The following is a 20,529-nucleotide window of genomic DNA, read 5'->3' on the forward strand; positions in this document are numbered from 1 at the left end:
GGACCCTGTGGGAGAGTAGGACGCCGCCGAACAAATTTTATGGAGAACCCCCGTACCGGGAAATCGGTACGGGGGTTTTCTGCGTTTACGGACCCTGTCGTTTTAGTGTTGCCGTATGCGCTATGACCTGGTCATCTTCGACAACGACGGCGTCCTCGTGGACAGTGAGCCGATCTCCAACGGCCTCCTCGCCGCCTATCTGACCGAGCTCGGACACCCGACCTCGTACGAGGAGTCCATCCGGGACTACATGGGGTCCGCGATGCACCGTGTCCACGACCTGGTCCACGAGCGCACCGGGGAGCGGCTGCCCGCCGACTTCGACGACGTCTTCCACGCACGGGTCTTCGCCGCGTTCGAACGCGAGCTGCGGCCGGTCGCCGGAGCCGTGCAGGTACTGGAGAAGCTGGCCGCGGACGGGGTGCCGTACTGCGTGGCCTCCTCCGGGAGCCACGAACGGATCCGGGTGGGGCACCGTACGACCGGGCTCGACCGGTGGTTCGACGCGGGACGGGTCTTCAGCTCCCAGGATGTCGGGCGGGGCAAGCCGGCGCCGGACCTGTTCCTGCACGCGGCCGAGCGGATGGGCGTACCGCCGGGACGGTGCGTCGTCGTGGAGGACAGCCCGCTCGGGGTACAGGCGGCGAACGCGGCCGGGATGGACGTCTACGGATTCACCGCCATGACACCCGCGGCACGGCTCACCGGTGCCACCCGGCTCTTCTCCGACCTGGGAGACCTCCCCGACCTCCTCGTATGACCCGCACCACCGGGAGGCGCTGACATTTGTCATGGCGAGCTCCGGACGATCGTTTCTGTCGGGCCGAGGGGTCCGGCCGCGAAGCTGAGTACATCGAGAGCGGCACGTACGAGGCGACGACGGAAGGACCCGATCATGAGTGTCACGGCCACGGAGACCGGAATCGCGACGGCTGCCGACGGCGGCACCGGCAAGGTCGCCACCCGGCGGCACCTCCTGCCGCTGATCGTGGACGTGGCCGTACCGATCGGCTCGTACTACCTCCTCAAGAGCGGCCTCGGGATGAGCACCATGGCGGCACTGGGGTGGAGCAGCGTGGTGCCCGCCGCGCGGACCCTGTGGAGCGTGGTGCGGGAGCGGAAGGTCAACGCGCTGGCCGCGCTGATCCTGTTCGTCAACGTGGCCGGTCTGCTGCTCAGCCTGGTCGCCGGTGACCCGCGGCTGATGCTCGCCAAGGACAGCGGGGTGAGCAGTGTGATCGGGATCGGTGTCCTGGTCTCCGTGATGGCGGGACGGCCGATGATGACGACGGCGATGAAGCCGTTCGTCACCAAGGGGGACCGTGCGAGGACGGCTGCCTGGGATCGGCTGCTCGGCGGGTCCGAGCGGTTCCGGAAGTGCGAGCGGACCTTCTCCCTCGTGTGGGGGGTGGCGCTGCTCGGGGAGTGCGTCGTGCGGATCGTGGGGGCGTACACGCTGCCCGTCGACACGATGGTGTGGCTCGGCACGGTCGTCATGATCTGCACCATGGCCGGGGCCATGGTGGTCAGCGGTGGCCTCGCCGCCGGTCCGATGGAGGCGATGGTCAGGGCGGAAGCGGCCGGCCGGACCGGCGACCGGTGACGGCCCGCCGCGGAGTTGAGCAGAATTCATCTTCGGCGGGATCTACCCACCGGTAGGCCGGGGCCCTACGCTCGCCGCCATGACAGATGTGCTGCGGCGCGGCAGGGCCTCGCTGGCGTTCAGCTTCTTCGCCCAGGGCGCCACCTTCGCGCTGCTCGTGACGCGCATCCCCGCCATCCAGGACCGGTACGGGGTCTCGGACGCGCTGCTGCCCGCCTTCCTCGCGGCCGTCCCGATCCTCGCCGGCGTGGGGAGCGTGACGACCGAGCACCTGGTCAAGCGGATACGGCCCAGCCGGCTGCTGCGCTGGTCCCAGCCCGTGGTGCTGCTGGCGCTGCTCGGGGTCGGTGCCGGGGACCGGCTGGTGGAGATGGCGGTGGCCCTCGGCGCCTTCGGGCTCGCGGTCGGCGCACTCGACGCCTCCATGAACATGCTGGGGGTGAGTCTCCAACGGACGTACGGGCGCAGCATCATGCTCGGTTTCCACGCCACGTACAGCCTGGGCGGGATCGTGGGTGCCTCGCTCGCGTGGGCGGGGGCGCACTGGCATCTGTCGTTGTTCACGTCCTATCTGCCGGTGGTGCTCGTGCTGCTGCCGGCCGCGTTCCTGGGAAGCCGGTGGTACGTCGACGGGGAGGGTGCGTCCGAGCCGGAGAAGGCGGAGGGCGGGCCCGTCGTCTTCAGGCTGCTGTTGCCGCTGTGTCTGGTGATGACCTTCGCGTACATCGGGGACTCGACGGTCTCCAACTGGAGTGCGAAGTATCTGCAGGATGTGCTGGGCAGTTCCGAGCAGTTGGCGACCGTTCCGTACAACGTCTACATGGTGATGACGCTGGTGGGGAGGGCCGTCGGGGACGTCGGGGTGCGGCGGTTCGGGGCGGTGGCGGTCGTGCGGCTGGGGGCCGTGGTGGCGGCGCTGGGGTTCGGGGTGGTGGCGGTGGCTCCGGGGGCGTGGGTCGGGATGCTCGGGTTCACCCTGTTGGGGCTGGGGCTGTGTGTGCTGGTTCCGCAGACCTTCGCGGCGGCCGGGCGGCTCTTCCCGGGGGCTTCGGACACGGCCATCGCGCGTCTGAACATCTTCAACTACGTGGGGTTTCTGATCGGTTCGCCGTTGGTGGGGGCGCTGGGCGACGCGTGGAACTACCGGGGCGCCATGCTGGTGCCGATGGTGCTGGTCCTGGTGACCCTGGGGTACGCCCGCTCGTTCGCGCCCGAACCGGACCGATACGGTGACGGGCATGAGCGGCCGCGCACAGCTGATGTGGGACGAGGCAGTAACGGGCTATGACTTCGGTCCGGACCATCCGATGGACCCGGTCCGGCTGGCGCTGACCCGGGGACTGGTCGGCGCCTTCGGGCTCGACCGGGACATGGACGTGGTCGCGGCGAAGGCGGCCGGGGAGTCGACGCTGCGGCTCGTGCACCGGGAGGACTACGTGGAGGCGGTCAGGGCCGCGTCCGCCGATCCGGCGGCCGCCGACGCCTCGTACGGGCTCGGGACCATGGACGATCCCGCCTTCGGGGGGATGCACGAGGTGTCCGCGCTCATCGCGGGGCAGTCGGTCGGTGCGGCGGAGGCGGTGTGGCGCGGGGACGCGCTGCACGCGGTGAACTTCGCCGGCGGTCTGCATCACGCGATGCCGGGTGGCGCGTCGGGGTTCTGCATCTACAACGACGCCGCGCTGGCGATCGCGCGGCTGCTGGAGCTCGGGGCCGAACGGGTTGTCTACGTGGATGTCGACGTGCATCACGGGGACGGGGTGCAGGCCGCGTTCTGGGAGGATCCGCGGGTTCTGACGGTCTCGCTGCACGAACATCCGCGGACCCTGTTCCCGGGGACCGGGTGGCCCGAGGAGACCGGTGCCCCGGGCGCGGGGGGCAGTGCCGTGAACGTGGCGCTGCCGGCCGGGACGGGGGACGCGGGGTGGCTGCGGGCCTTTCACGCGGTCGTTCCCGAGCTGGTCGCGGAGTTCCGGCCACAGGTACTCGTCACCCAGCACGGCGCGGACACCCACTTCGAGGATCCGCTCGCTCATCTCGCCGTCTCGCTCGACGCGCAACGGGCCGTGCAGGTCGCCTGTCACGAGCTGGCGCACGAGTACGCCGACGGGCGATGGGTCGCGCTGGGCGGCGGGGGGTACGCGGTCGTGGAGGTCGTACCGCGGTCGTGGACGCATCTGGTGGCTGTCGCCGCGGGGCGGCCGATCGAGCCCGAGACGGTGATTCCGGAGAGCTGGCGGCAGGAAGTCTTCGCCCGTACGCGGCAGTTGGCGCCGGCGCGGATGACGGACGGGCGGTGGCCGGTGTCCTGGGCGGACTGGGAGTCCGGGTACGACCCGGCGGACCGTCTCGACCAGGCGATCGTGGCGACGCGGCGGGCGGTGTTCCCGCTGCGGGGGCTGCTCGCGTAGGCCGCGTCGGACAGGGTCCAGGGCCGTTCCGCCCGCTGCCCACCGCCCGGAGATGTCCATTACGCCAACTGTGGGGCGTTTTCGGGATTTTCGGGGTGAACGTCCGGCACATGCGCCAGCATCGCTGACGTGTTGAGCACCGGAGCATTGCGCGCGCACCTGCTGGCGGCCCGGCTGGCGGGGCCCGTCGCCACCTCGCGCGAGGAGAGTCTGCGGAGTTATCGGCTCTTCGCCGCCCGGGATCCTCGGGTGCTGCTCGGACTTGATCCCGAATGGTCCTGGCGGGAGCGGGATCTGATCGAGTTGATGGCGGACAAGTGTGGGGTTTCGGCCGATCCGGCCCACACGAGCGGGCATGATGTGATCGACCCGGAGAGGACCCTGGCCGCGCTGGAAGCCTTCGCGCGGCGGCTCGGGCAAGCGGCCCGCAACCGCGAACCGGTGCTTCTTGGTACCGGCCATCCGCATCGGCTGCTCGGTTTCTACGCCGCTCTCGCGGACGCGCTGTCGTCAGCGGGATGTACCGTCCTCACCCCTGCGCAGGGTGGCTCTGTCGACATAACGACCCGGTTCGGTCTACGCACGTACAACCTCGACTACGTACAAGGCGTCGCGTTGGTGCGCGAACCCGGAGTGCGTGCCCCCCGTGGTGCGACCGGCGCGCACTCCCACTCGCCGCTCCCGGTTCGTACCGTTCTGGCGGCCGCGGCGGAGGCCGGAGGGCTCCTCCCGGAGCTGGTGATCGGGGACCACGGATGGGTCTGCGGAGCAGGTCAGCTGGGGTTCGAGGCCATAGGGCTGGCCGATACGGACGATCCCGCGCTCTTCGTCGGAGAGGCGGAGGGACGGGTGTCCGTCGTCGTTCCGGTTGATGACGCTGTGCGGTCTGATTACTACCGACCGCTTACTCGCTATGTACTCAATCGAGCGTGTCTGTCACAGTAGGCGGCCGATGGCATCCCCTCTTCCCCACTCGCATCACCCGCCCCTACATTGGGGAGTGAGCACGCAACGACGAAGAGTCACCGGAAGGGGAAGCCGGTGGCCGTCGAGTGCGGAAGGTTCAGGTGTGTCATGGCTGCAGCGGGCGAGAGGCCTCTGAACGAGGTTCAGTTCCTTACCGTGGCGGAAGTCGCCTCGGTCATGCGAGTGTCGAAGATGACCGTGTACCGCTTGGTGCACAGCGGTCATCTGCCGGCGATCCGGGTGGGGAGGTCCTTCCGGGTGCCGGAGCAAGCGGTTCACGAGTACCTCCGCGAGAGCTATGTGGGGGTGGAGACGGCCTGACGGCGTCCCGGTGAAGTTCTCGGAAGGCCCTTGTGGCCACTCGGGAATGCACTCGGATCACCTCGATTACGACCTCAGCGCTCGGACGGGTAGGCTGGCCCCTCATAGGTCGTGTGGGCCCATGCAGCCCAGCACCGAGTAAAGAGAAGTGAGCGAGGGTAGTCGTGGGCTCTGTTATCAAGAAGCGGCGCAAGCGGATGGCGAAGAAGAAGCACCGCAAGCTGCTCAAGCGCACTCGCGTTCAGCGTCGCAACAAGAAGTAGGGGCGTGCCCCGCCTGAGCGGGGTTCGTCCTTACGCTGGTGCGACAGCTGTCGACAGCGCGCTCTGTGGCCCCTCACCTACGGGTGGGGGGCCGCAGCGTTTTCCGGCCGTGGGCGGCCGCGCATCTGCGCCCCGGGCGCCCTCAGGGAGGATGCTGTGCGTACGCCTGCCGGCCCCGCGGTCCGGCCCGGTCGTAGGTCCTCGGCCCGCTGTCACTTCGTGCGCCGGGCGGTCATCACAGCGCAACATCGACCCGCTAGGTTGGCGGCACACGGGGAACACGGCAGGGTACGAGCAGAGCTACGTCCAGACACGTCGAGCACGGGAAGAGAGGCGCTGATCTTGGGGAAGGTCGTGCTCGTGACCGGAGTGGCCCGCCAGTTGGGGGGCCGGTACGTACGACGGATCCAGCGTGACCCGCAGGTGGAACGCGTGATCGCCGTGGACGCGGTGACGCCCGAGCACCATCTGGGCGGTGCGGAGTTCATCCGGGCCGACATCCGCCAGCCCACGATCGCCCGGGTGCTCGCCGAGCATTCCGTCGACACGGTCGTGCACATGGACGTGACGGGCACCGCGCTGAGCGGCGGAAGCCGGACCACGGTCAAGGAGACCAACGTCATCGGCACCATGCAGCTCCTCGGGGCCTGTCAGAAGTCCCCGACGGTCAAGCGGCTCGTCGTGAAGTCCAGTACGAACGTCTACGGTTCCGCGCCCCGCGATCCGGCCGTGTTCACGGAGACCACCCCGCCCAAGTCGCTGCCCAGCGGCGGCTTCGCGAAGGACACGGTGGAGGTCGAGGGGTACGTACGCGGCTTCGCGCGCCGCCGGCCCGACGTCGCCGTGTGCGTACTGCGGTTCGCGAACATCCTGGGCCCGAGCGCGGATTCACCGCTCGCCTCGTACTTCGCGCTGCCCGTGCTGCCGACCGTGTTCGGTTACGACCCGCGCCTCCAGTTCGTGCACGAGGACGACGTCATCGAGGTGCTGCGGATCGCCTCGCACGAGCCGGAGCGGGGCACCCTCAACAGCGGCACGTTCAACATCGCCGGAGACGGCGTCCTGCTGCTCTCCCAGTGCGCGCGGCGGCTGGGCCGCCCCACGGTGCCGCTGCTGCTGCCCGCGCTGACCTGGGTGGGCACGGCGGTGCGTACCCTGGGGGTGACGGACTTCTCCCCGGAGCAGTTGCGGCTGCTGACGCACGGCAGGGTCGTGTCGACGAATCAGATGCGCGAGACGCTGGGATACAAACCGAAGTACTCGACCGCCGAGACCTTCGCGGACTTCGCACGCAGCCGGGGACCCGGACTCCTGCCCCCCGAGGCCCTCGCGGGGGCCGTCGACCGGATCTCGGCGCTGTCCTTCCTGGGCGGCGGCCAACCCCCGACACTGAGCGCCAACTGAGGAGCGCATCGACGATGGCGGACGCCAAGGTCATTCCGTTCGACGACGACCGGTCGCGCGGGGGTGCTGCGCAGCGCCCGACGCGGCGGCGGACCACGGGGAGCCGGCGCACGGGCGATCCCGCGGTGGTCCGTGAGGTCCAGCCCCTGCCAGGCCGGACCTTCCCGCAGGATGATGTTCCTGTGACGCGTGAGGAGAAGCCTGTTCAGCAGCCCCGTGACGGTGGCGGGCTGGAACGGCGTGTCGCCGGGGGCCTCGCCTTCCTCCGCAGGCGTCTGACCGGCGACTACGAGGTCGACGACTTCGGGTACGACCAGGAGCTCACCGACCAGGTCCTGATGTCCCTGATCCGCCCGCTCTACGAGAAGTACTTCCGGGTCGAGGTCAAGGGCATCGAGAACATCCCGTCCGAGGGCGGGGCGCTGATCGTCGCCAACCACTCCGGGACGCTGCCGCTGGACGGCCTGATGATGCAGGTCGCCGTCCACGACAACCATCCCGCGGGCCGGCACCTGCGGCTGCTCGCCGCCGATCTGGTCTTCATGCTGCCGGTCGTCAACGAGCTGGCCCGCAAGGCCGGTCACACGCTTGCCTGCGCCGAGGACGCCGAACGGCTGCTGGAGCGCGGTGAACTGGTCGGGGTGATGCCGGAGGGCTTCAAGGGCATCGGCAAGCCGTTCAGCGAGCGCTACAAGCTCCAGCGCTTCGGGCGCGGCGGATTCGTGTCGACGGCCCTGCGGCAGGGCACTCCGATCATTCCGTGCTCGATCGTCGGCGCGGAGGAGATCTATCCGATGATCGGGAACGCGAAGACCCTCGCGCGGCTCCTGGGGTTCCCGTACTTCCCGATCACGCCGACCTTCCCGTGGCTCGGTCCGCTGGGCGCCGTGCCGCTGCCGACGAAGTGGACGATCCAGTTCGGTGAGCCGATCCCGACGGACGGCTATCCGCCCGAGGCGGCCGAGGACCCGATGCTGATGTTCAACCTGACGGACCAGGTCAGGGAGCAGATCCAGCACACGCTGTACAAGCTGCTGGTGCAGCGCCGGTCGGTCTTCTTCTGACCCTCGCCCATACGCCGGTGGGGCACCCTTCCTTTCGAAGGGTGCCCCACCGGCGTATGGGCCCGCGGATCTACCTGTTGTCCTCGCTGTCGATGCCCAGGCCCGGAAGGAGACCGGGGAGCAGCGGGGGCAGGGTGACGTCGGGGGCGCCGCCGGCCGGGCTGGACTTGCCTGCCGACGGGGACGAGCTGGTGGTGTCCTTGGGCGGGTCCAGCAGGCCGCCCGCGCTGCCGCCGAGCAGGCCTTCGCCGGTGCTGCCCGAGGCGGACGGCTTCGGGTTGCTGCTGCTGTTGTGGCTGCCGGTGGGGGAGCCGCTGCTGGCACTGGGTGTGGGGCGGTGTGTGTCGGAGGAGCCCGGGGCGTCCGAACTGGCGCCTCGGTGTCGGCCCGTGCCCTCCTGCACGGGGGCCTTCGGGAGCAGCGAGCGCAGGGGTTCGACCTCCTGGTCTATGGCGGCGAACATCGACGAGACCTGCTGACTGACGTCGCCGAGCTGGACGGGGAGTCGGTCGCGCAGCGCGCCCCAGGCCTGGCGGTGTGACTGGGCGAAGGCGGAGAGGGCCTGGATCGGGCCGAGCGAGCCGTCCCGTTCGTATGCCTCGTGGAGGAGGCGGTGGCCTTCTGTCGCGTCGTGCTGCATGCCGAACAGGGCGCGCCTGACCTCGCCCAGGGATTCGTGGTCGAGGCTGCCGGAGCGGTCGCGCTCCATCAGGCGGCGTGCCTCGCTCAGACGGTTCGAGGCCTGGTCGAGGTAGAGCTCGCCTCGGTCGCTGTCGCCGTGGGCCAGGCCCAGTTTGATGTCCTCCATGCCTCGTTTGAGCCCGTAGAGCGAGTCTCCGGGCAGGGCGTCGGAGCTGGCGGCCGCCACACCGCCAAACGCCCCGGCGGCGACGCCGACGGTGAGCCCGCCCGCGGCGAGGCCCTTGGACAGGCGCGAACGCGGTCGTAGCTTCCCCAGCCCGCTCGCCCGGTGCGCGCCTCGTGCCCGGTGCGAGCGTTGTGCGGGCACGGAACGGTCCGGGCCTTCGCCCGCCGCGGCGGTGCCTTCGAGCAGCATGGCCTCCATCGCCGCGACGAGCTGGGCTCGCTGCACGACTTTGACCTCGGGGTCCAGCTCCGGTTCGGGCAGCTCGCCGAGACCGGTGGCGAGGGCCAACAGCAGGCCCTGCTCGGTCTGTTCCGCAGCAGCCGGGGGCGGTGCCGACCCATCGGGCTGCTCGGCCGCCGTGCCCTGGTCGGACTGCTCGTCCAGGGCCTGGGCGAAGGCGTTCGCCCGCCGGTGTGCCGATACGTTCGCGATCACTGGCGGCACCTCCTCTCGTCATGACGGTCGACTCCCCAGGGGGTCCTGAGGGTTGCACGCCCCGGGCGTGTCCACACGATCGGGTGACCGGTGGGGCCGGGGAGTGACCACAGGGAGCCTGTATCCCGCACAACGAGCGTCGCGGCACTTGGGTTACGGACGACGGATGATCGGACCACGAAGTCAACAGACTTTTACAGTAGGTGAGTTGAGCGTCGCGGAGCGTAGGGGGTCGTGCGGGACGAGGCGTGGTACGGGTTTCAGCGGGCGTCGTCCGGAAGGAGCCGGGCGAGGGTGCGGACGGCTCGGTACTGGAGCGTCTTGATGGCGCCCTCGTTCTTGCCCATCACCCGGGCGGTCTCGGCGACGGAGAGCCCCTGGAGGAAGCGCAGGGTGACGCACTCCTGCTGCTGGGGATTGAGGCGTCGTACGGCGTCGAGCAGTGCCGCGTTCGACAGTGACTCCAGGACGGAGTCCTCGGGGCTGCGTTCGACCTCGTTCGCGTCGAGCATCTCGCCCGTGGTCACTTCCAGGCGGAAGCGGCTCGATTTGAAGTGGTCGGCGACCAGGTTGCGGGCGATGGTCACCAGCCAGGCGCCGAAGTCACGGCCCTGCCAGGTGAAGGTGCCGATCCGGCGCAGGGCGCGCAGGAACGTCTCGCTGGTGAGGTCTTCCGCGGTCGCCTTTCCGCCGACGCGGTAGTAGATGTAGCGGTACACGGTGTCGCTGTACTGGTCGTAGAGCCGCCCGAAGGCGTCGGCCTCGCCGGCCTGGGCGCGCTCGACGAGGTCCATCATCCGGGCGCTGTCGCTGTCTGCGGCCGGGCGGCGTGCGGTGGGCGTGGCGGCCGAGCCGGAGCGGCCCCGCCTGCCTACCGCCGCGCTGCCGTCGGCCAGTGCGTAGCACGGGCCGACGGGCGCGGGGAAGGCGAAGGCGGGGACGGCGTACGCGGTGGGGACGAAGCCGCGCAAGCGGTCGAGGACCGTTGCGCGCAGCGTAGCCAGGCCCGAGGCGTCAACCCCGACGTGTGAGTACACGGGACTCCCAGAGGCAGAGCTTCCATCACGTTCAGTGCGGGACCATTCACCCGTCGTAGCGACGGAGGGGTACCGGTTTGCGTCTGAGGAGAATAACGCTTCGTACAGGCAGCGCTACACCCAGTTGCTCAAATCATCGATTACGTCGCTTCTGTAACTGATTGACGCCTGATCAAGTGCGGTTCGGTGACCGATTGTTGATCGGATCGGTTCATGTTCCGGCTGGGTGCGGGGCGTGTTGTGGCCGGGTGGGAGCGGGGGGACTGGCCAAGGCGTTGTGGGGGTAGGACCGGGAGAATGGGCTGGGCCGCCGGCTCTCCGCCCGGTGTTTCCCCGGTTACGGATGGGTTCTCCGGGTGTGGGCGTGGGCTGGGAGCGCTGTTCCCCGTGCCCCTGGCGGCGTGGCCCGCAGCCCGGCGTTCTCGGCTCGGGCCCGTATCGGCAGCTCGCGCGGAAGCGTCCGGCGCGGGCCGGTATCTCCCGTTCGGGCGCGCAGGTTCGGCCCGTCCGGCGTTCGGGGACGGGCCCTTCGGGCGATGCGGGCGATGCGGGGGTCCTGGGGGGCGCGGAGCCCTTGGCGGGGCGGAGCCCCCCAGGGGTGGGGTCAGCGGCGGCGGCGGTGGAGGGCGATGGCCGCGGCCGTGCCGCCTGCCACCGCGCCGACGCCCGCAGCGGCCGGGATGCCGACCTTCGCGGCCTTGCGCGCCGTGCGGTAGTCGCGCAGCCGCCATTCGAAGGCGCGCGCGTGCTTGCGCAGCTTGGCGTCCGGGTTGATCGCGTAGGGGTGGCCGACCAGGGACAGCATGGGGATGTCGTTGTGCGAGTCGCTGTAGGCCGCGCACCGGGTGAGGTCCAGGCCCTCCGCCGTGGCCAGCGCGCGGACCGCTTCCGCCTTCGCCGGGCCGTGCAGGGGCTCGCCGACCAGCTTGCCGGTGTAGACGCCGTCCACCGATTCCGCGACCGTGCCCAGCGCGCCGGTCAGTCCCAGGCGGCGGGCGATCACTGTGGCGATCTCGACCGGGGCGGCCGTCACCAGCCACACCTTCTGGCCCGCGTCCAGGTGCGCCTGGGCGAGGGCGCGCGTGCCGGGCCAGATGCGCTCGGCCATGTACTCGTCGTAGATCTCCTCGCCGATGGACATCAGCTCGGCGACCCGGTGGCCCTTGACGATCGACAGTGCCGAGTCGCGGGCGTCCTGCATGTGCTCGGGGTCCTCGACCCCGGCGAGCCTGAACCATGCCTGCTGCCAGGCGAATCGGGCGAGATCGCGGGTCTCGAAGAACTTCCGCTTGTACAGGCCCCGCCCGAAGTGGAAGAGCGCGGCGCCCTGCATGACGGTGTTGTCCAGGTCGAAGAAGGCGGCGGCCTTGTCGTCACCGAGCACCGGGAAGTCCGGTTCGCGGTCGGGGACGTCCGGCTGGGCGTCGTGGGCGAGTTCCTCCAGTTCCTGCGAGGACTTGCGCGCTGCCTCCGCCGAGGCCTCGCCTGCCAACACGCTCCGCGCGGTGGCGGAGCGCCTACGGGGAGTGAGCCATCCGAGAGCGGCCATGGCGTGAGCATAGCCAGTTTGTTCGGTGGTACCGGAGTCGTGAGGGTTCGAAGCTGTGAACTCTCCGCGACCGAGCCGTTAAAGAAGCGGTCCGCGGCGTTCCCGATCGGCGCGTCGGGGCCCGTGTCCGGGGCCGGTTGTCGCCTCGCGCGCCGAAGAGGGGTCCCTGGTGCGCCCGCGGCGGGAGAATGGCCGGTATGAGTCCCATGTTCGGGCGCGGTGAGCGCCGTACGGAGAAGGCGGAGCGGGTGGAGAAGTCCGGGAGGGCCGGGTCGAGGGCGCCGGGTGAGCGGCTGGTCACGCTGATCAGGAAGCCCGGCTGTCACCTGTGTGATGACGCACAACAAGTGGTGGAGAAGGTGTGTGGAGACCTCGGCGTGCCGTGGGAAGGGAAGGACATCACGCAGGATGAGGAACTGCACCGCGCGTACTGGGAGCAGATCCCCGTGGTGCTGGTGGACGGCGCCCAGCACACGTTCTGGCGCGTGGACGAGGGGCGTCTGCGCAAGGCCCTGGCCTCGTAGTCGCGCGGGATCCGGCCCGAGTCCGCCCCGACCGAGCAGTCCAGGTGGTCCGGAAAGTCGCCTAGGATCGACGGCGATTGGTCTCGGGGGCGGGATTCGTTGAGGAGTGTGTGCGGTTTTGCCCCTTTCAGGTGCGGAACGAAGCTGTCCGCGCGCTGGTTCCATACCCGCGCGCCGGGCATGCGTGACCCCGGTCACGTTGCCCGGGCAAATCGGACACCATCTTTGTGCACGCGTTCACAAAGACATAGCCTGCATTCGACGGGGCGGTCTAGGTACGTGTGACCGCCTGCAGCCCCGCTCTACCCGCAGGAGCACCGTGGCAACTGGCCGAACTCACCGACCGGCGACCCGCAGCCGAGGAATTCCCGAGGCCACCGTCGCCCGTCTTCCGCTGTACCTCCGAGCCCTCACCGCACTGTCGGAACGCTCGGTCCCCACGGTCTCCTCCGAGGAGCTCGCGGCCGCGGCGGGGGTCAACTCCGCGAAGCTGCGCAAGGACTTCTCCTACCTGGGCTCCTACGGGACGCGCGGTGTGGGGTACGACGTCGAGTATCTCGTGTACCAGATCTCCCGCGAGCTCGGCCTCACCCAGGACTGGCCGGTAGTGATCGTCGGCATCGGTAATCTCGGCGCCGCGCTGGCCAACTACGGCGGGTTCGCGTCCCGCGGCTTCCGGGTCGCCGCGCTGATCGACGCCGATCCGGAGATGGCCGGAAAGCAGGTCGCGGGCATCGCCGTGCAGCACAGCGACGGCCTGGAGAAGATCATCGACGAGAACGGCGTCTCCATCGGCGTCATCACCACCCCGCCGGGCGTGGCCCAGCAGGTCTGCGACCGCCTGGTCGCCGCCGGGGTCACCTCCATTCTGAACTTCGCGCCGACCGTCCTGTCCGTCCCGGACGGCGTCGACGTGCGCAAGGTCGACCTCTCGATCGAACTCCAGATCCTCGCCTTCCACGAGCAGCGCAAGGCCGGCGAGGAGGCCGAGGCCCAGGCCGGTGCCGCCGCCCGGGCCGCCGCCCAGGAGAACGACGGCAAAGGACCCGACGGGGACGTTCCCGCCGTGATGCCGGCATGAGCCTTCTCGTCGTCGGGCTGAGCCACCGCAGCGCCCCGGTCAGCGTCCTCGAGCGGGCCACGCTGGCCGCGGACACGCAGGTCAAGCTGGTCCAGGACACCGTCGCCGCCGAGCCGGCCGCCGAGGCCGCGGTGCTCGCGACCTGCAACCGCATCGAGCTGTACGCCGACGTGGACAAGTTCCACGCGGGCGTCGCCGAGCTGTCCACGCTGCTCGCCCAGCACAGCGGGGTCGGGCTCGAGGAGCTCACCCCCCACCTCTACGTGCACTACGAGGACCGGGCCGTCCACCATCTCTTCTCGGTGGCGTGCGGGCTGGACTCGATGGTCGTGGGCGAGGGCCAGATCCTCGGCCAGATCAAGGACGCCCTGGCGGCCTCGCAGGAGCTGCACACCGCGGGCCGTCTGCTGAACGACCTGTTCCAGCAGGCGCTGCGGGTCGGCAAGCGGGCGCACTCCGAGACCGGCATCGACCGGGCCGGCCAGTCCCTGGTCACCTTCGGCCTGGAACAGCTGTCGTCGGGCGCGCCCGTCGACGTCTGGGCCAAGGGCAAGCGGGCTCTGGTGATCGGCGCCGGCTCGATGTCCTCGCTGGCCGCGGCGACACTCGCGCGCGCCGGGGTCGCCGAGATCGTCATCGCCAACCGCACGCCGGACCGCGCGCAGCGGCTCGCGCGGATCCTCAACGAGAACGAGGGCGGCGCCTCGGACGTGACGGCCCGCGCGGTACCGATGGACGCGGTGCCGGTCGAGCTGACACGTGCCGATGTCGCCGTCTCCTGCACCGGCGCGACGGGACTCGTCCTGACGGCCGAGTCGGTCGTGGCGGCCGTGGCGGGACGCACGGGGCAGGGCGTCGTTCAGGGCGTCGGCTCCGCTCGCACGGCACCGGACGCGGACTTCGTCCGTACGGCGTCGGGCACGGCCGTGGACGACCGCGCGCCGCTCGCGCCCACGAGCGTCGGCACCGAGGACGGCTGCCCGCTCGAGGTGGCCACCGTGCAGGGCACGGCCGGGTTCTCCGTGCTCGGCGAGGCCGCCGTGGCCGGCCTGGCCGCCGCCGAGCTGGAGCAGCACGCGGCCTGGGTGGACAAGGGCGACGCGGCGGCCCGTGCCCCGCGCGCGGCGGGCCTCCTCGACCCGGAGGCCGACACGGAGGCCATCGCGGCGCTCGCCGCGGCCGTCGCCGTCGTCGGCCGGGTTCCCGAGCGACGCAGGCCCGAACGGGTCGCCGAGGCGCCCCGGCCCGCGCCCGTGCTGGCGCTGCTCGACCTCGCCATGCCCCGTGACATCGACGCGGCCGTGCACCGCCTGCTCGGCGTGCGCCTGGTCGACATCGAGTCGCTGGCCGAGGCGTCCGCGGACGCGCCGATGGCCGCCGACGTGGACCAGGTGCGGCGGATCGTCGCCGACGAGGTGGCCGCGTTCAGCGCCGCCCAGCGGGCCGCCCACATCACGCCCACCGTCGTGGCGCTGCGGACCATGGCCGCCGACCTCGTCGCGAGTGAGATCGCGCGGCTCGACGGACGGCTGCCGGACCTCGACGACAAGGAACGGGGCGAGATCACGCAGACCGTGCGGCGTGTCGTCGACAAGCTGCTGCACGCGCCGACCGTACGGGTCAAGCAACTGGCCGCGGAACCCGGCGGCGCCGGGTACGCGGACGCGCTGCGAACCCTGTTCGACCTGGACCCGGAGACGGTCGCCTCCGTCTCGCGGGCCGAGAACAACACCGAGAACGCCAAGAACCGAGGGCGAGCATGAGTGAGCCGCGTGAGCCACAGGGGCGCACCGGCGGCGAGAGTCCGAGCGCGCACAGGCCCGATGGGCTGAGTACCGAAGGACTTCCGCCGCCGGATGCACCGTCCCGAGGGGCTGAGCCGGAACAAGGGGCACTGAGGCTGGGGACCAGGCGCAGCAAACTCGCCATGGCCCAGTCCGCACTGGTGGCGGACGCAGTGAGCAAGGTGACCGGACGGCCCGTCGAGCTCGTGGAGATCACGACGTACGGCGACGTCTCCCGTGAGGACCTCGCGCAGATCGGCGGCACCGGTGTGTTCGTCGCCGCGCTGCGTGAGGCGCTGCTGCGCGGCGAGGTCGACTTCGCCGTGCACTCGCTCAAGGACCTGCCGACCGAGCAGCCCGACGGGCTGGTGCTGGCCGCCGTGCCGGTGCGCGAGGACGCGCGCGACGTACTCGTCGCCCGTGACGGTCTCACCTTCCCGCAGCTGCCCCCGGGCGCGCGGGTCGGTACCGGTTCGCCGCGCCGGATGGCCCAGTTGAACGCGTACGCGCGCAACCACGGGACGACGATCGAGACGGTCGCGATCCGCGGGAACGTCGACACGCGGATCGGATACGTGCACGGTGGGGAGCTCGACGCCGTCGTGCTCGCCGCCGCCGGCCTCAGCCGCCTGGGGCGGCTGGAAGAGGTGACGGACTTCCTGTCCGTCGACACGGTTTTGCCGGCCCCCGGCCAGGGGGCCCTGGCGATCGAGTGCGCCGCGCACAACGCGGATCTCGTCGCCGCGCTCGGAGAGCTCGACGACCCGTTCACCCGGGTCGCCGTGACCGCCGAGCGGTCCCTGCTCGCCGCCCTGGAGGCAGGCTGCAGCGCACCCGTGGGTGCGTTCGCCGACCTGCTGGCGGACGGGCAGATTGTCAAGGAAATGCGCCTGCGCGGCGTCGTCGGCACGACCGACGGCTCGACGCTGGTGCAGTTGTCCACCACCGGTCCCGTGCCTGAGACGCACGACCAAGCAAGGGCGCTCGGCCGTGAACTCGCCGCCGAGATGCTTGCGAAGGGCGCGGCCGGTCTGATGGGGGAGCGAGCACATTGAGCCCCACCAACCTTCCCGCCGGTCCCGAACACGGGCACGTCACCTTCCTCGGTGCCGGACCCGGAGATCCGGGACTACTGACACTGCGCGCCGTGGAGGCGCTGGCGAAAGCGGACGTCCTCGTCGCCGGGCACGAGGTGCTCGACGTCGTGCGTGCGCACGCCAGGCAGAACGTCGCCGTGCTGAACACGGATACGGAGACGGCTTTCGGCACGTCCGCCGGTCCGTACTCGGGCACAGGCGCGTCCCGGTCAGCGGTTGTTGACACCGTGTCAGCATCCGTTGGTGACCCCGCGTCGAGGGACGCTGCCAATCTTGTCATGGAGGCCGCGCGGGGCGGCAAGCGGGTCGTGCGTGCGGTGTCCGGTGACCCCGGGCTCGACACGTACGCCGCCGAGGAGATGCTGGCCTGCGCCGCCGCGGGCGTGCCGTTCGAGGTCGTGCCCGGTGTGGCGGCGGCCGTGGGTGTGCCCGCGTACGCCGGTGTGCCGCTGCGGGACGCGCAGGGCGCGGACGTGCGGTTCGTCGACGCGCGGACGGCCTCCGACCGGTGCTGGACCGAGGTCGGGGCGTCGGACGGCACGCTCGTCGTGTCGGCGACGCTCGACTCCGTGGCCGCGGCCGCGGGAGAGCTCGTCGCCTCGGGCCGCAAGCCCGATACGCCGATGTCGGTGACGGTCGCGGGAACGACCACGCGGCAGCGGACCTGGTCGGCCACGCTCGGGACCATCGCGCAGACCCTGAAGCAGGCCAAGGTGCTGCCGTCCCCGGACGGTGGCCGGCCGGTGATAGCCGTGGTCGGCGAGCGTTCCGCCGCCGCCCAGCGCGACCAGTTGTCGTGGTTCGAGTCCAAGCCGCTGTTCGGCTGGAAGGTGCTCGTGCCGCGCACGAAGGAGCAGGCGGCCTCCCTCTCCGACCAGCTGCGTTCGTACGGTGCCGTGCCGTACGAGGTGCCCACGATCGCCGTCGAGCCGCCGCGTACGCCGCAGCAGATGGAGCGTGCGGTCAAGGGGCTCGTCACCGGGCGCTACGAGTGGATCGCCTTCACGTCGGTCAACGCGGTGAAGGCGGTGCGGGAGAAGTTCGAGGAGTACGGGCTCGACGCGCGGGCCTTCGCCGGGATCAAGGTCGCGGCGGTGGGCGAGCAGACGGCGAAGGCGCTGGTCGCCTTCGGTGTGAAGCCGGACCTGGTGCCGAGCGGGGAGCAGTCCGCGGCCGGGCTGCTGGACGACTGGCCGCCGTACGACCCGGTGTTCGACCCGATCGACCGGGTGTTCCTGCCGCGGGCGGACATCGCCACCGAGACGCTGGTCGCGGGGCTCATCGAGCTGGGCTGGGAGGTCGACGACGTCACGGCCTACCGGACCGTGCGGGCGTCGCCGCCGCCGGCGGACACCCGTGAGGCGATCAAGGGCGGTGGCTTCGACGCCGTTCTGTTCACGTCCTCGTCGACGGTGCGGAACCTGGTCGGGATCGCGGGCAAGCCGCACAACGTGACGGTGATCGCGTGTATCGGTCCCGCCACCGCCAAGACGGCGGAGGAGCACGGGCTGCGGGTCGATGTCATGGCTCCGGAGCCTTCGGTGCACAAGCTGGCGGAGGCGTTGGCGGACTTCGGGCTGCGACGGCGGGCTGCCGCCGCGGAGGCCGGGGATCCGGTGACGCGGCCCAGTGAGCGGAGGCCGGGAGCGCGGAGACGGCGGGCCACGTAGGTCGTACGGAGGTCGTACGTACGTGTAGGGGGCGGTCGGGGCGGGTTTTCTTTCGCCCCCGCCGCCCCTGCCCGTTTCCTCCCCAGGGGTTCCGCCTCCGGACCCCCGCCAGGGGCGCTGCGCGTCCCCTGGACCCCCGCCTCCGCCCGAAGGGCCCGTCCTCGAACGCCGGACGGGCTGGAGGCGCGGGCCCGCGCCGAAGACGCCGCCCACCCGTACCCGAAGACCCCCCGCACCAGATCGCCCCCCTCGTGACCCGTATCCGTACCGGCACGATGTCGGCAAAAGGGGTGGGGCGGCGGGCGTAGCGTGGGGGGATGACGAAGTACGGATCCTTCCCCGGTACGCGGCCGCGGCGGCTGCGTACGACGCCTGTGATGCGGCGCATGGTCGCCGAGACCCGGCTGCACCCCGCCGACTTCATCCTCCCCGCGTTCGTGCGGGAGGGTGTGAGCGAGCCGGTGCCGATCGGGGCGATGCCCGGTGTCGTGCAGCACACCCGGGACAGCCTGAAGAAGGCGGCCCTGGAGGCGGTGGAGGCCGGAATCTCGGGGATCATGCTCTTCGGGGTGCCGGAGGACTCGAAGAAGGACGCCGTGGGGACGCCCGGCACCGACCCGGACGGGATCCTTCAGGTCGCCCTCCGTGATGTGCGCGCCGAGGTCGGGGACGAACTGCTCGTCATGTCCGACCTGTGTCTGGACGAGACCACCGACCACGGGCACTGCGGAGTCCTCGACGCGGAAGGGCGCGTGGACAACGACGCGACCCTGGAGCGTTACGCCGAGATGGCCCAGGTCCAGGCCGACGCGGGGGCCCATGTGGTGGGCCCGAGTGGGATGATGGACGGGCAGATCGGGGTCATCCGGGACGCCCTGGACCAGATCGGCCGGGAGGACGTCGCCGTCCTCGCCTACACCGTCAAGTACTCCTCGGCCTTCTACGGGCCCTTCCGGGAGGCCGTCGGCTCCTCGCTCGAGGGCGACCGCAAGACGTACCAGCAGGATCCCGCGAACCTCCGGGAGTCCATGCGGGAGCTCGCCCTCGACCTGGAGGAGGGCGCCGACATGGTGATGGTGAAGCCGGCCGGACCCTACCTGGACATTCTCGCGCGGGTCGCCGACGCGGTGGACGTGCCCGTGGCCGCGTACCAGATCTCCGGCGAGTACGCGATGATCGAGGCGGCGGCGGAGAAGGGCTGGATCGACCGGGACAAGGCCATCCTGGAGACACTGACCGGCATCAAGCGGGCCGGGGCGCGGAACATCCTCACCTACTGGGCGACCGAGGTCGCCCGGACGCTGCGTTAGCCGCTCGTCGGCCGGTGGCCCCGTGAAGGCTCAGTAGGACAGCGCGTCGGCCAGGCGCTGCTGCCAGTACGTCACCGTGAGCTTGTCGTCGACGTACACGCCCTTCGCGGGGAGGGCCGGGGTCGAGGTGGCGCCCTTCGCGAAGCCGACCACCAGGGTCTTCGCCGTGTAGCCGTTGCCGCCGCTGCCGTCGCCGGCCGACAGGAGGACGCCCGCGTAGCCGGACTCGCCCGGGGCGAGGGTGACGACCGCCTGCGGGTGGGTCTGCTCGGCGACCGGGGGGACCGACTGGGCCTCGCCGAAGCGGGCGATCGGGTAGCCCGTCAGATCGCAGTTCTTCGAGCCGGTGTTGGTGACGGTGAGGAGCAGGTGGTTGAGGGGGCGGGACACCTCGGTCGCGGTGGTCCTGGTGTGGGCGCCGTCGCAGGCTGTGTTGCGGGTGCCGCCCGTGCCGGTGCCGCCTCCCGCGGACTTGCCGTCGCCCGTCGTGCCGGAGGAACCGTTCGTGGAGCCCTTCGTGGAGCCCTTCGTCGGGGTGGCGGCCGAGCCTCCCGTCGAGGTGCCACTGTCGGCCGCGGGCTTCGCCGTCGTCGACCCGTCCGGCTGAGCCGAGGACTGTGACGCGGCGGACGGACCCTCGTCCCGTACGCCCTTTCCGCTGTCGCACGCCGTGAGGGCGAGCGCGGCGAGCGCGACCGTCGAAGCGGCGAGCAGACGGGTACGGACGGTGCGTGCGGACATGGGAGATCCCCCTGTGGGTGTCGGACCGGGCCGGCCGCTCGACCGGTCGAGGCGAGCGGCGTGCTTGGAGGGCCACAGCTTGTGGGGTGATCCGTCCCGGCCGCCACGGTTGCCGGGGGATACGGGACGCTGGAACGCCCCTAGGCCGTCTGACCTGGAGGGATGTCATCCCCCTGGAATGCGGCCCGGGACGCGGGGAGGGAGAAACGGTGGCGGGGACGACTGCGCGGGGTCCCCGTCGGGAGCGGCGGCCGGTGCCGGCGGGGACGGGAACGGCGGGAAGCCGTTCCGGACGAGCGGGAGCCCGGGGCGTCCCGCGCGTACGACTGTCCGCTGGGCGCAAGCGGGTGGCAGACGGCGGCTCCCGCCGGGCAGGGACCTGGAGTCACCGACCCGGGCAC

General features: G+C 70.9%; 19 protein-coding genes. 15 read left to right on the top strand and 4 right to left on the bottom strand.

Translation table 11 applies throughout. The features are described 5' to 3' along the window. The first annotated feature begins 115 nt into the window (after nucleotides 1-115). From ABZV34_RS32160 to ABZV34_RS32200, 9 genes are all read left to right on the top strand, one after another. Complete coding sequence (locus ABZV34_RS32160) at nucleotides 116-760, top strand: HAD family hydrolase (protein WP_356284489.1); 645 nt, start codon at nucleotides 116-118, stop codon at nucleotides 758-760. A gap of 135 nt (nucleotides 761-895) precedes the next feature. Beyond that, nucleotides 896-1,603 (top strand): VC0807 family protein, encoded by a 708-nt coding sequence (locus tag ABZV34_RS32165; RefSeq protein WP_356284492.1) that lies wholly within the window; start codon nucleotides 896-898, stop codon nucleotides 1,601-1,603. A gap of 79 nt (nucleotides 1,604-1,682) precedes the next feature. Further along, the gene (locus ABZV34_RS32170; protein WP_356284495.1) at nucleotides 1,683-2,891 is read left to right on the top strand and encodes an MFS transporter; all 1,209 of its coding nucleotides are present in this window, start codon (nucleotides 1,683-1,685) and stop codon (nucleotides 2,889-2,891) included. Then, entirely contained in the window at nucleotides 2,842-4,014 is a 1,173-nt protein-coding gene (locus ABZV34_RS32175; protein WP_356284498.1) for an acetoin utilization protein AcuC, read from the top strand. Before ABZV34_RS32170 ends, ABZV34_RS32175 begins: the two co-directional genes overlap by 50 nt. A gap of 129 nt (nucleotides 4,015-4,143) precedes the next feature. After that, nucleotides 4,144-4,959: a phosphatase gene (locus ABZV34_RS32180; RefSeq protein WP_356284501.1), complete on the top strand. Its 816-nt coding sequence runs from the start codon at nucleotides 4,144-4,146 to the stop codon at nucleotides 4,957-4,959. Between the two features lie 129 nt (nucleotides 4,960-5,088). Continuing rightward, nucleotides 5,089-5,301 (top strand): helix-turn-helix domain-containing protein, encoded by a 213-nt coding sequence (locus ABZV34_RS32185; RefSeq protein WP_004984898.1) that lies wholly within the window; start codon nucleotides 5,089-5,091, stop codon nucleotides 5,299-5,301. 164 nt (nucleotides 5,302-5,465) lie between these two features. Further along, entirely contained in the window at nucleotides 5,466-5,564 is a 99-nt protein-coding gene (locus ABZV34_RS32190) for an AURKAIP1/COX24 domain-containing protein (protein ID WP_003948845.1), read from the top strand. A gap of 342 nt (nucleotides 5,565-5,906) precedes the next feature. Further along, complete coding sequence (locus tag ABZV34_RS32195) at nucleotides 5,907-6,968, top strand: NAD-dependent epimerase/dehydratase family protein (protein WP_356284504.1); 1,062 nt, start codon at nucleotides 5,907-5,909, stop codon at nucleotides 6,966-6,968. 14 nt (nucleotides 6,969-6,982) lie between these two features. Continuing rightward, nucleotides 6,983-8,032, top strand: coding sequence for a lysophospholipid acyltransferase family protein (locus ABZV34_RS32200; protein WP_168529405.1), 1,050 nt, complete (start codon nucleotides 6,983-6,985; stop codon nucleotides 8,030-8,032). 70 nt (nucleotides 8,033-8,102) lie between these two features. Here ABZV34_RS32200 and ABZV34_RS32205 read toward each other — a convergent pair whose 3' ends face one another. The 3 genes from ABZV34_RS32205 to ABZV34_RS32215 form a co-directional block, all read right to left on the bottom strand. After that, entirely contained in the window at nucleotides 8,103-9,335 is a 1,233-nt protein-coding gene (locus ABZV34_RS32205) for a DUF5667 domain-containing protein (RefSeq protein WP_356284507.1), read from the bottom strand. 260 nt (nucleotides 9,336-9,595) lie between these two features. Further along, nucleotides 9,596-10,372, bottom strand: coding sequence for an ECF subfamily RNA polymerase sigma factor, BldN family (locus tag ABZV34_RS32210; protein ID WP_148012257.1), 777 nt, complete (start codon nucleotides 10,370-10,372; stop codon nucleotides 9,596-9,598). Between the two features lie 604 nt (nucleotides 10,373-10,976). Then, on the bottom strand, nucleotides 10,977-11,921 hold the full coding sequence (locus ABZV34_RS32215) for an HAD-IB family hydrolase (protein WP_356284510.1): 945 nt from the start codon (nucleotides 11,919-11,921) through the stop codon (nucleotides 10,977-10,979). A 188-nt stretch (nucleotides 11,922-12,109) separates the two neighbouring features. Between ABZV34_RS32215 and ABZV34_RS32220 the strand changes: the two genes are divergently transcribed. The 6 genes from ABZV34_RS32220 (at nucleotide 12,110) to hemB (ending at nucleotide 19,387) form a co-directional block, all read left to right on the top strand. Beyond that, nucleotides 12,110-12,445, top strand: coding sequence for a glutaredoxin family protein (locus tag ABZV34_RS32220; RefSeq protein WP_356284513.1), 336 nt, complete (start codon nucleotides 12,110-12,112; stop codon nucleotides 12,443-12,445). A 319-nt stretch (nucleotides 12,446-12,764) separates the two neighbouring features. Beyond that, nucleotides 12,765-13,526 (top strand): redox-sensing transcriptional repressor Rex, encoded by a 762-nt coding sequence (locus ABZV34_RS32225; RefSeq protein ID WP_356284516.1) that lies wholly within the window; start codon nucleotides 12,765-12,767, stop codon nucleotides 13,524-13,526. Next, nucleotides 13,523-15,289 (top strand): glutamyl-tRNA reductase, encoded by a 1,767-nt coding sequence (locus tag ABZV34_RS32230; RefSeq protein WP_356284519.1) that lies wholly within the window; start codon nucleotides 13,523-13,525, stop codon nucleotides 15,287-15,289. Before ABZV34_RS32225 ends, ABZV34_RS32230 begins: the two co-directional genes overlap by 4 nt. Nucleotides 15,290-15,420: 131 nt before the next feature. Next, nucleotides 15,421-16,365, top strand: coding sequence for a hydroxymethylbilane synthase (gene hemC / locus ABZV34_RS32235; RefSeq protein ID WP_356284551.1), 945 nt, complete (start codon nucleotides 15,421-15,423; stop codon nucleotides 16,363-16,365). Next, on the top strand, nucleotides 16,362-18,077 hold the full coding sequence (locus ABZV34_RS32240; protein WP_356284521.1) for a bifunctional uroporphyrinogen-III C-methyltransferase/uroporphyrinogen-III synthase: 1,716 nt from the start codon (nucleotides 16,362-16,364) through the stop codon (nucleotides 18,075-18,077). The genes hemC and ABZV34_RS32240 overlap by 4 nt, the downstream gene beginning before the upstream one ends. 317 nt (nucleotides 18,078-18,394) lie before the next feature. After that, nucleotides 18,395-19,387: a porphobilinogen synthase gene (gene hemB, locus ABZV34_RS32245; RefSeq protein ID WP_356284524.1), complete on the top strand. Its 993-nt coding sequence runs from the start codon at nucleotides 18,395-18,397 to the stop codon at nucleotides 19,385-19,387. A gap of 30 nt (nucleotides 19,388-19,417) precedes the next feature. Here hemB and ABZV34_RS32250 read toward each other — a convergent pair whose 3' ends face one another. Beyond that, nucleotides 19,418-20,128, bottom strand: a complete 711-nt coding sequence (locus ABZV34_RS32250; RefSeq protein ID WP_356284527.1) for a DUF4232 domain-containing protein — start codon at nucleotides 20,126-20,128, stop codon at nucleotides 19,418-19,420. Between the last annotated feature and the right edge of the window lie 401 nt (nucleotides 20,129-20,529).

The sequence above is a fragment of the Streptomyces sp. NPDC005195 genome, from assembly GCF_040608315.1.
Taxonomy (GTDB): domain Bacteria; phylum Actinomycetota; class Actinomycetes; order Streptomycetales; family Streptomycetaceae; genus Streptomyces; species Streptomyces kaempferi.

Coding starts and splice junctions, on each gene's coding strand:
- ABZV34_RS32160 (WP_356284489.1), top strand. CDS start 116: ATGCGCTATGACCTGGTCATCTTCGACAACGACGGCGTCCTCGTGGAC.
- ABZV34_RS32165 (WP_356284492.1), top strand. CDS start 896: ATGAGTGTCACGGCCACGGAGACCGGAATCGCGACGGCTGCCGACGGC.
- ABZV34_RS32170 (WP_356284495.1), top strand. CDS start 1,683: ATGACAGATGTGCTGCGGCGCGGCAGGGCCTCGCTGGCGTTCAGCTTC.
- ABZV34_RS32175 (WP_356284498.1), top strand. CDS start 2,842: ATGAGCGGCCGCGCACAGCTGATGTGGGACGAGGCAGTAACGGGCTAT.
- ABZV34_RS32185 (WP_004984898.1), top strand. CDS start 5,089: ATGGCTGCAGCGGGCGAGAGGCCTCTGAACGAGGTTCAGTTCCTTACC.
- ABZV34_RS32200 (WP_168529405.1), top strand. CDS start 6,983: ATGGCGGACGCCAAGGTCATTCCGTTCGACGACGACCGGTCGCGCGGG.
- ABZV34_RS32215 (WP_356284510.1), bottom strand. CDS start 11,921: ATGGCCGCTCTCGGATGGCTCACTCCCCGTAGGCGCTCCGCCACCGCG.
- ABZV34_RS32220 (WP_356284513.1), top strand. CDS start 12,110: ATGGCCGGTATGAGTCCCATGTTCGGGCGCGGTGAGCGCCGTACGGAG.
- ABZV34_RS32230 (WP_356284519.1), top strand. CDS start 13,523: ATGAGCCTTCTCGTCGTCGGGCTGAGCCACCGCAGCGCCCCGGTCAGC.
- hemB (WP_356284524.1), top strand. CDS start 18,395: ATGACGAAGTACGGATCCTTCCCCGGTACGCGGCCGCGGCGGCTGCGT.
- ABZV34_RS32250 (WP_356284527.1), bottom strand. CDS start 20,128: ATGTCCGCACGCACCGTCCGTACCCGTCTGCTCGCCGCTTCGACGGTC.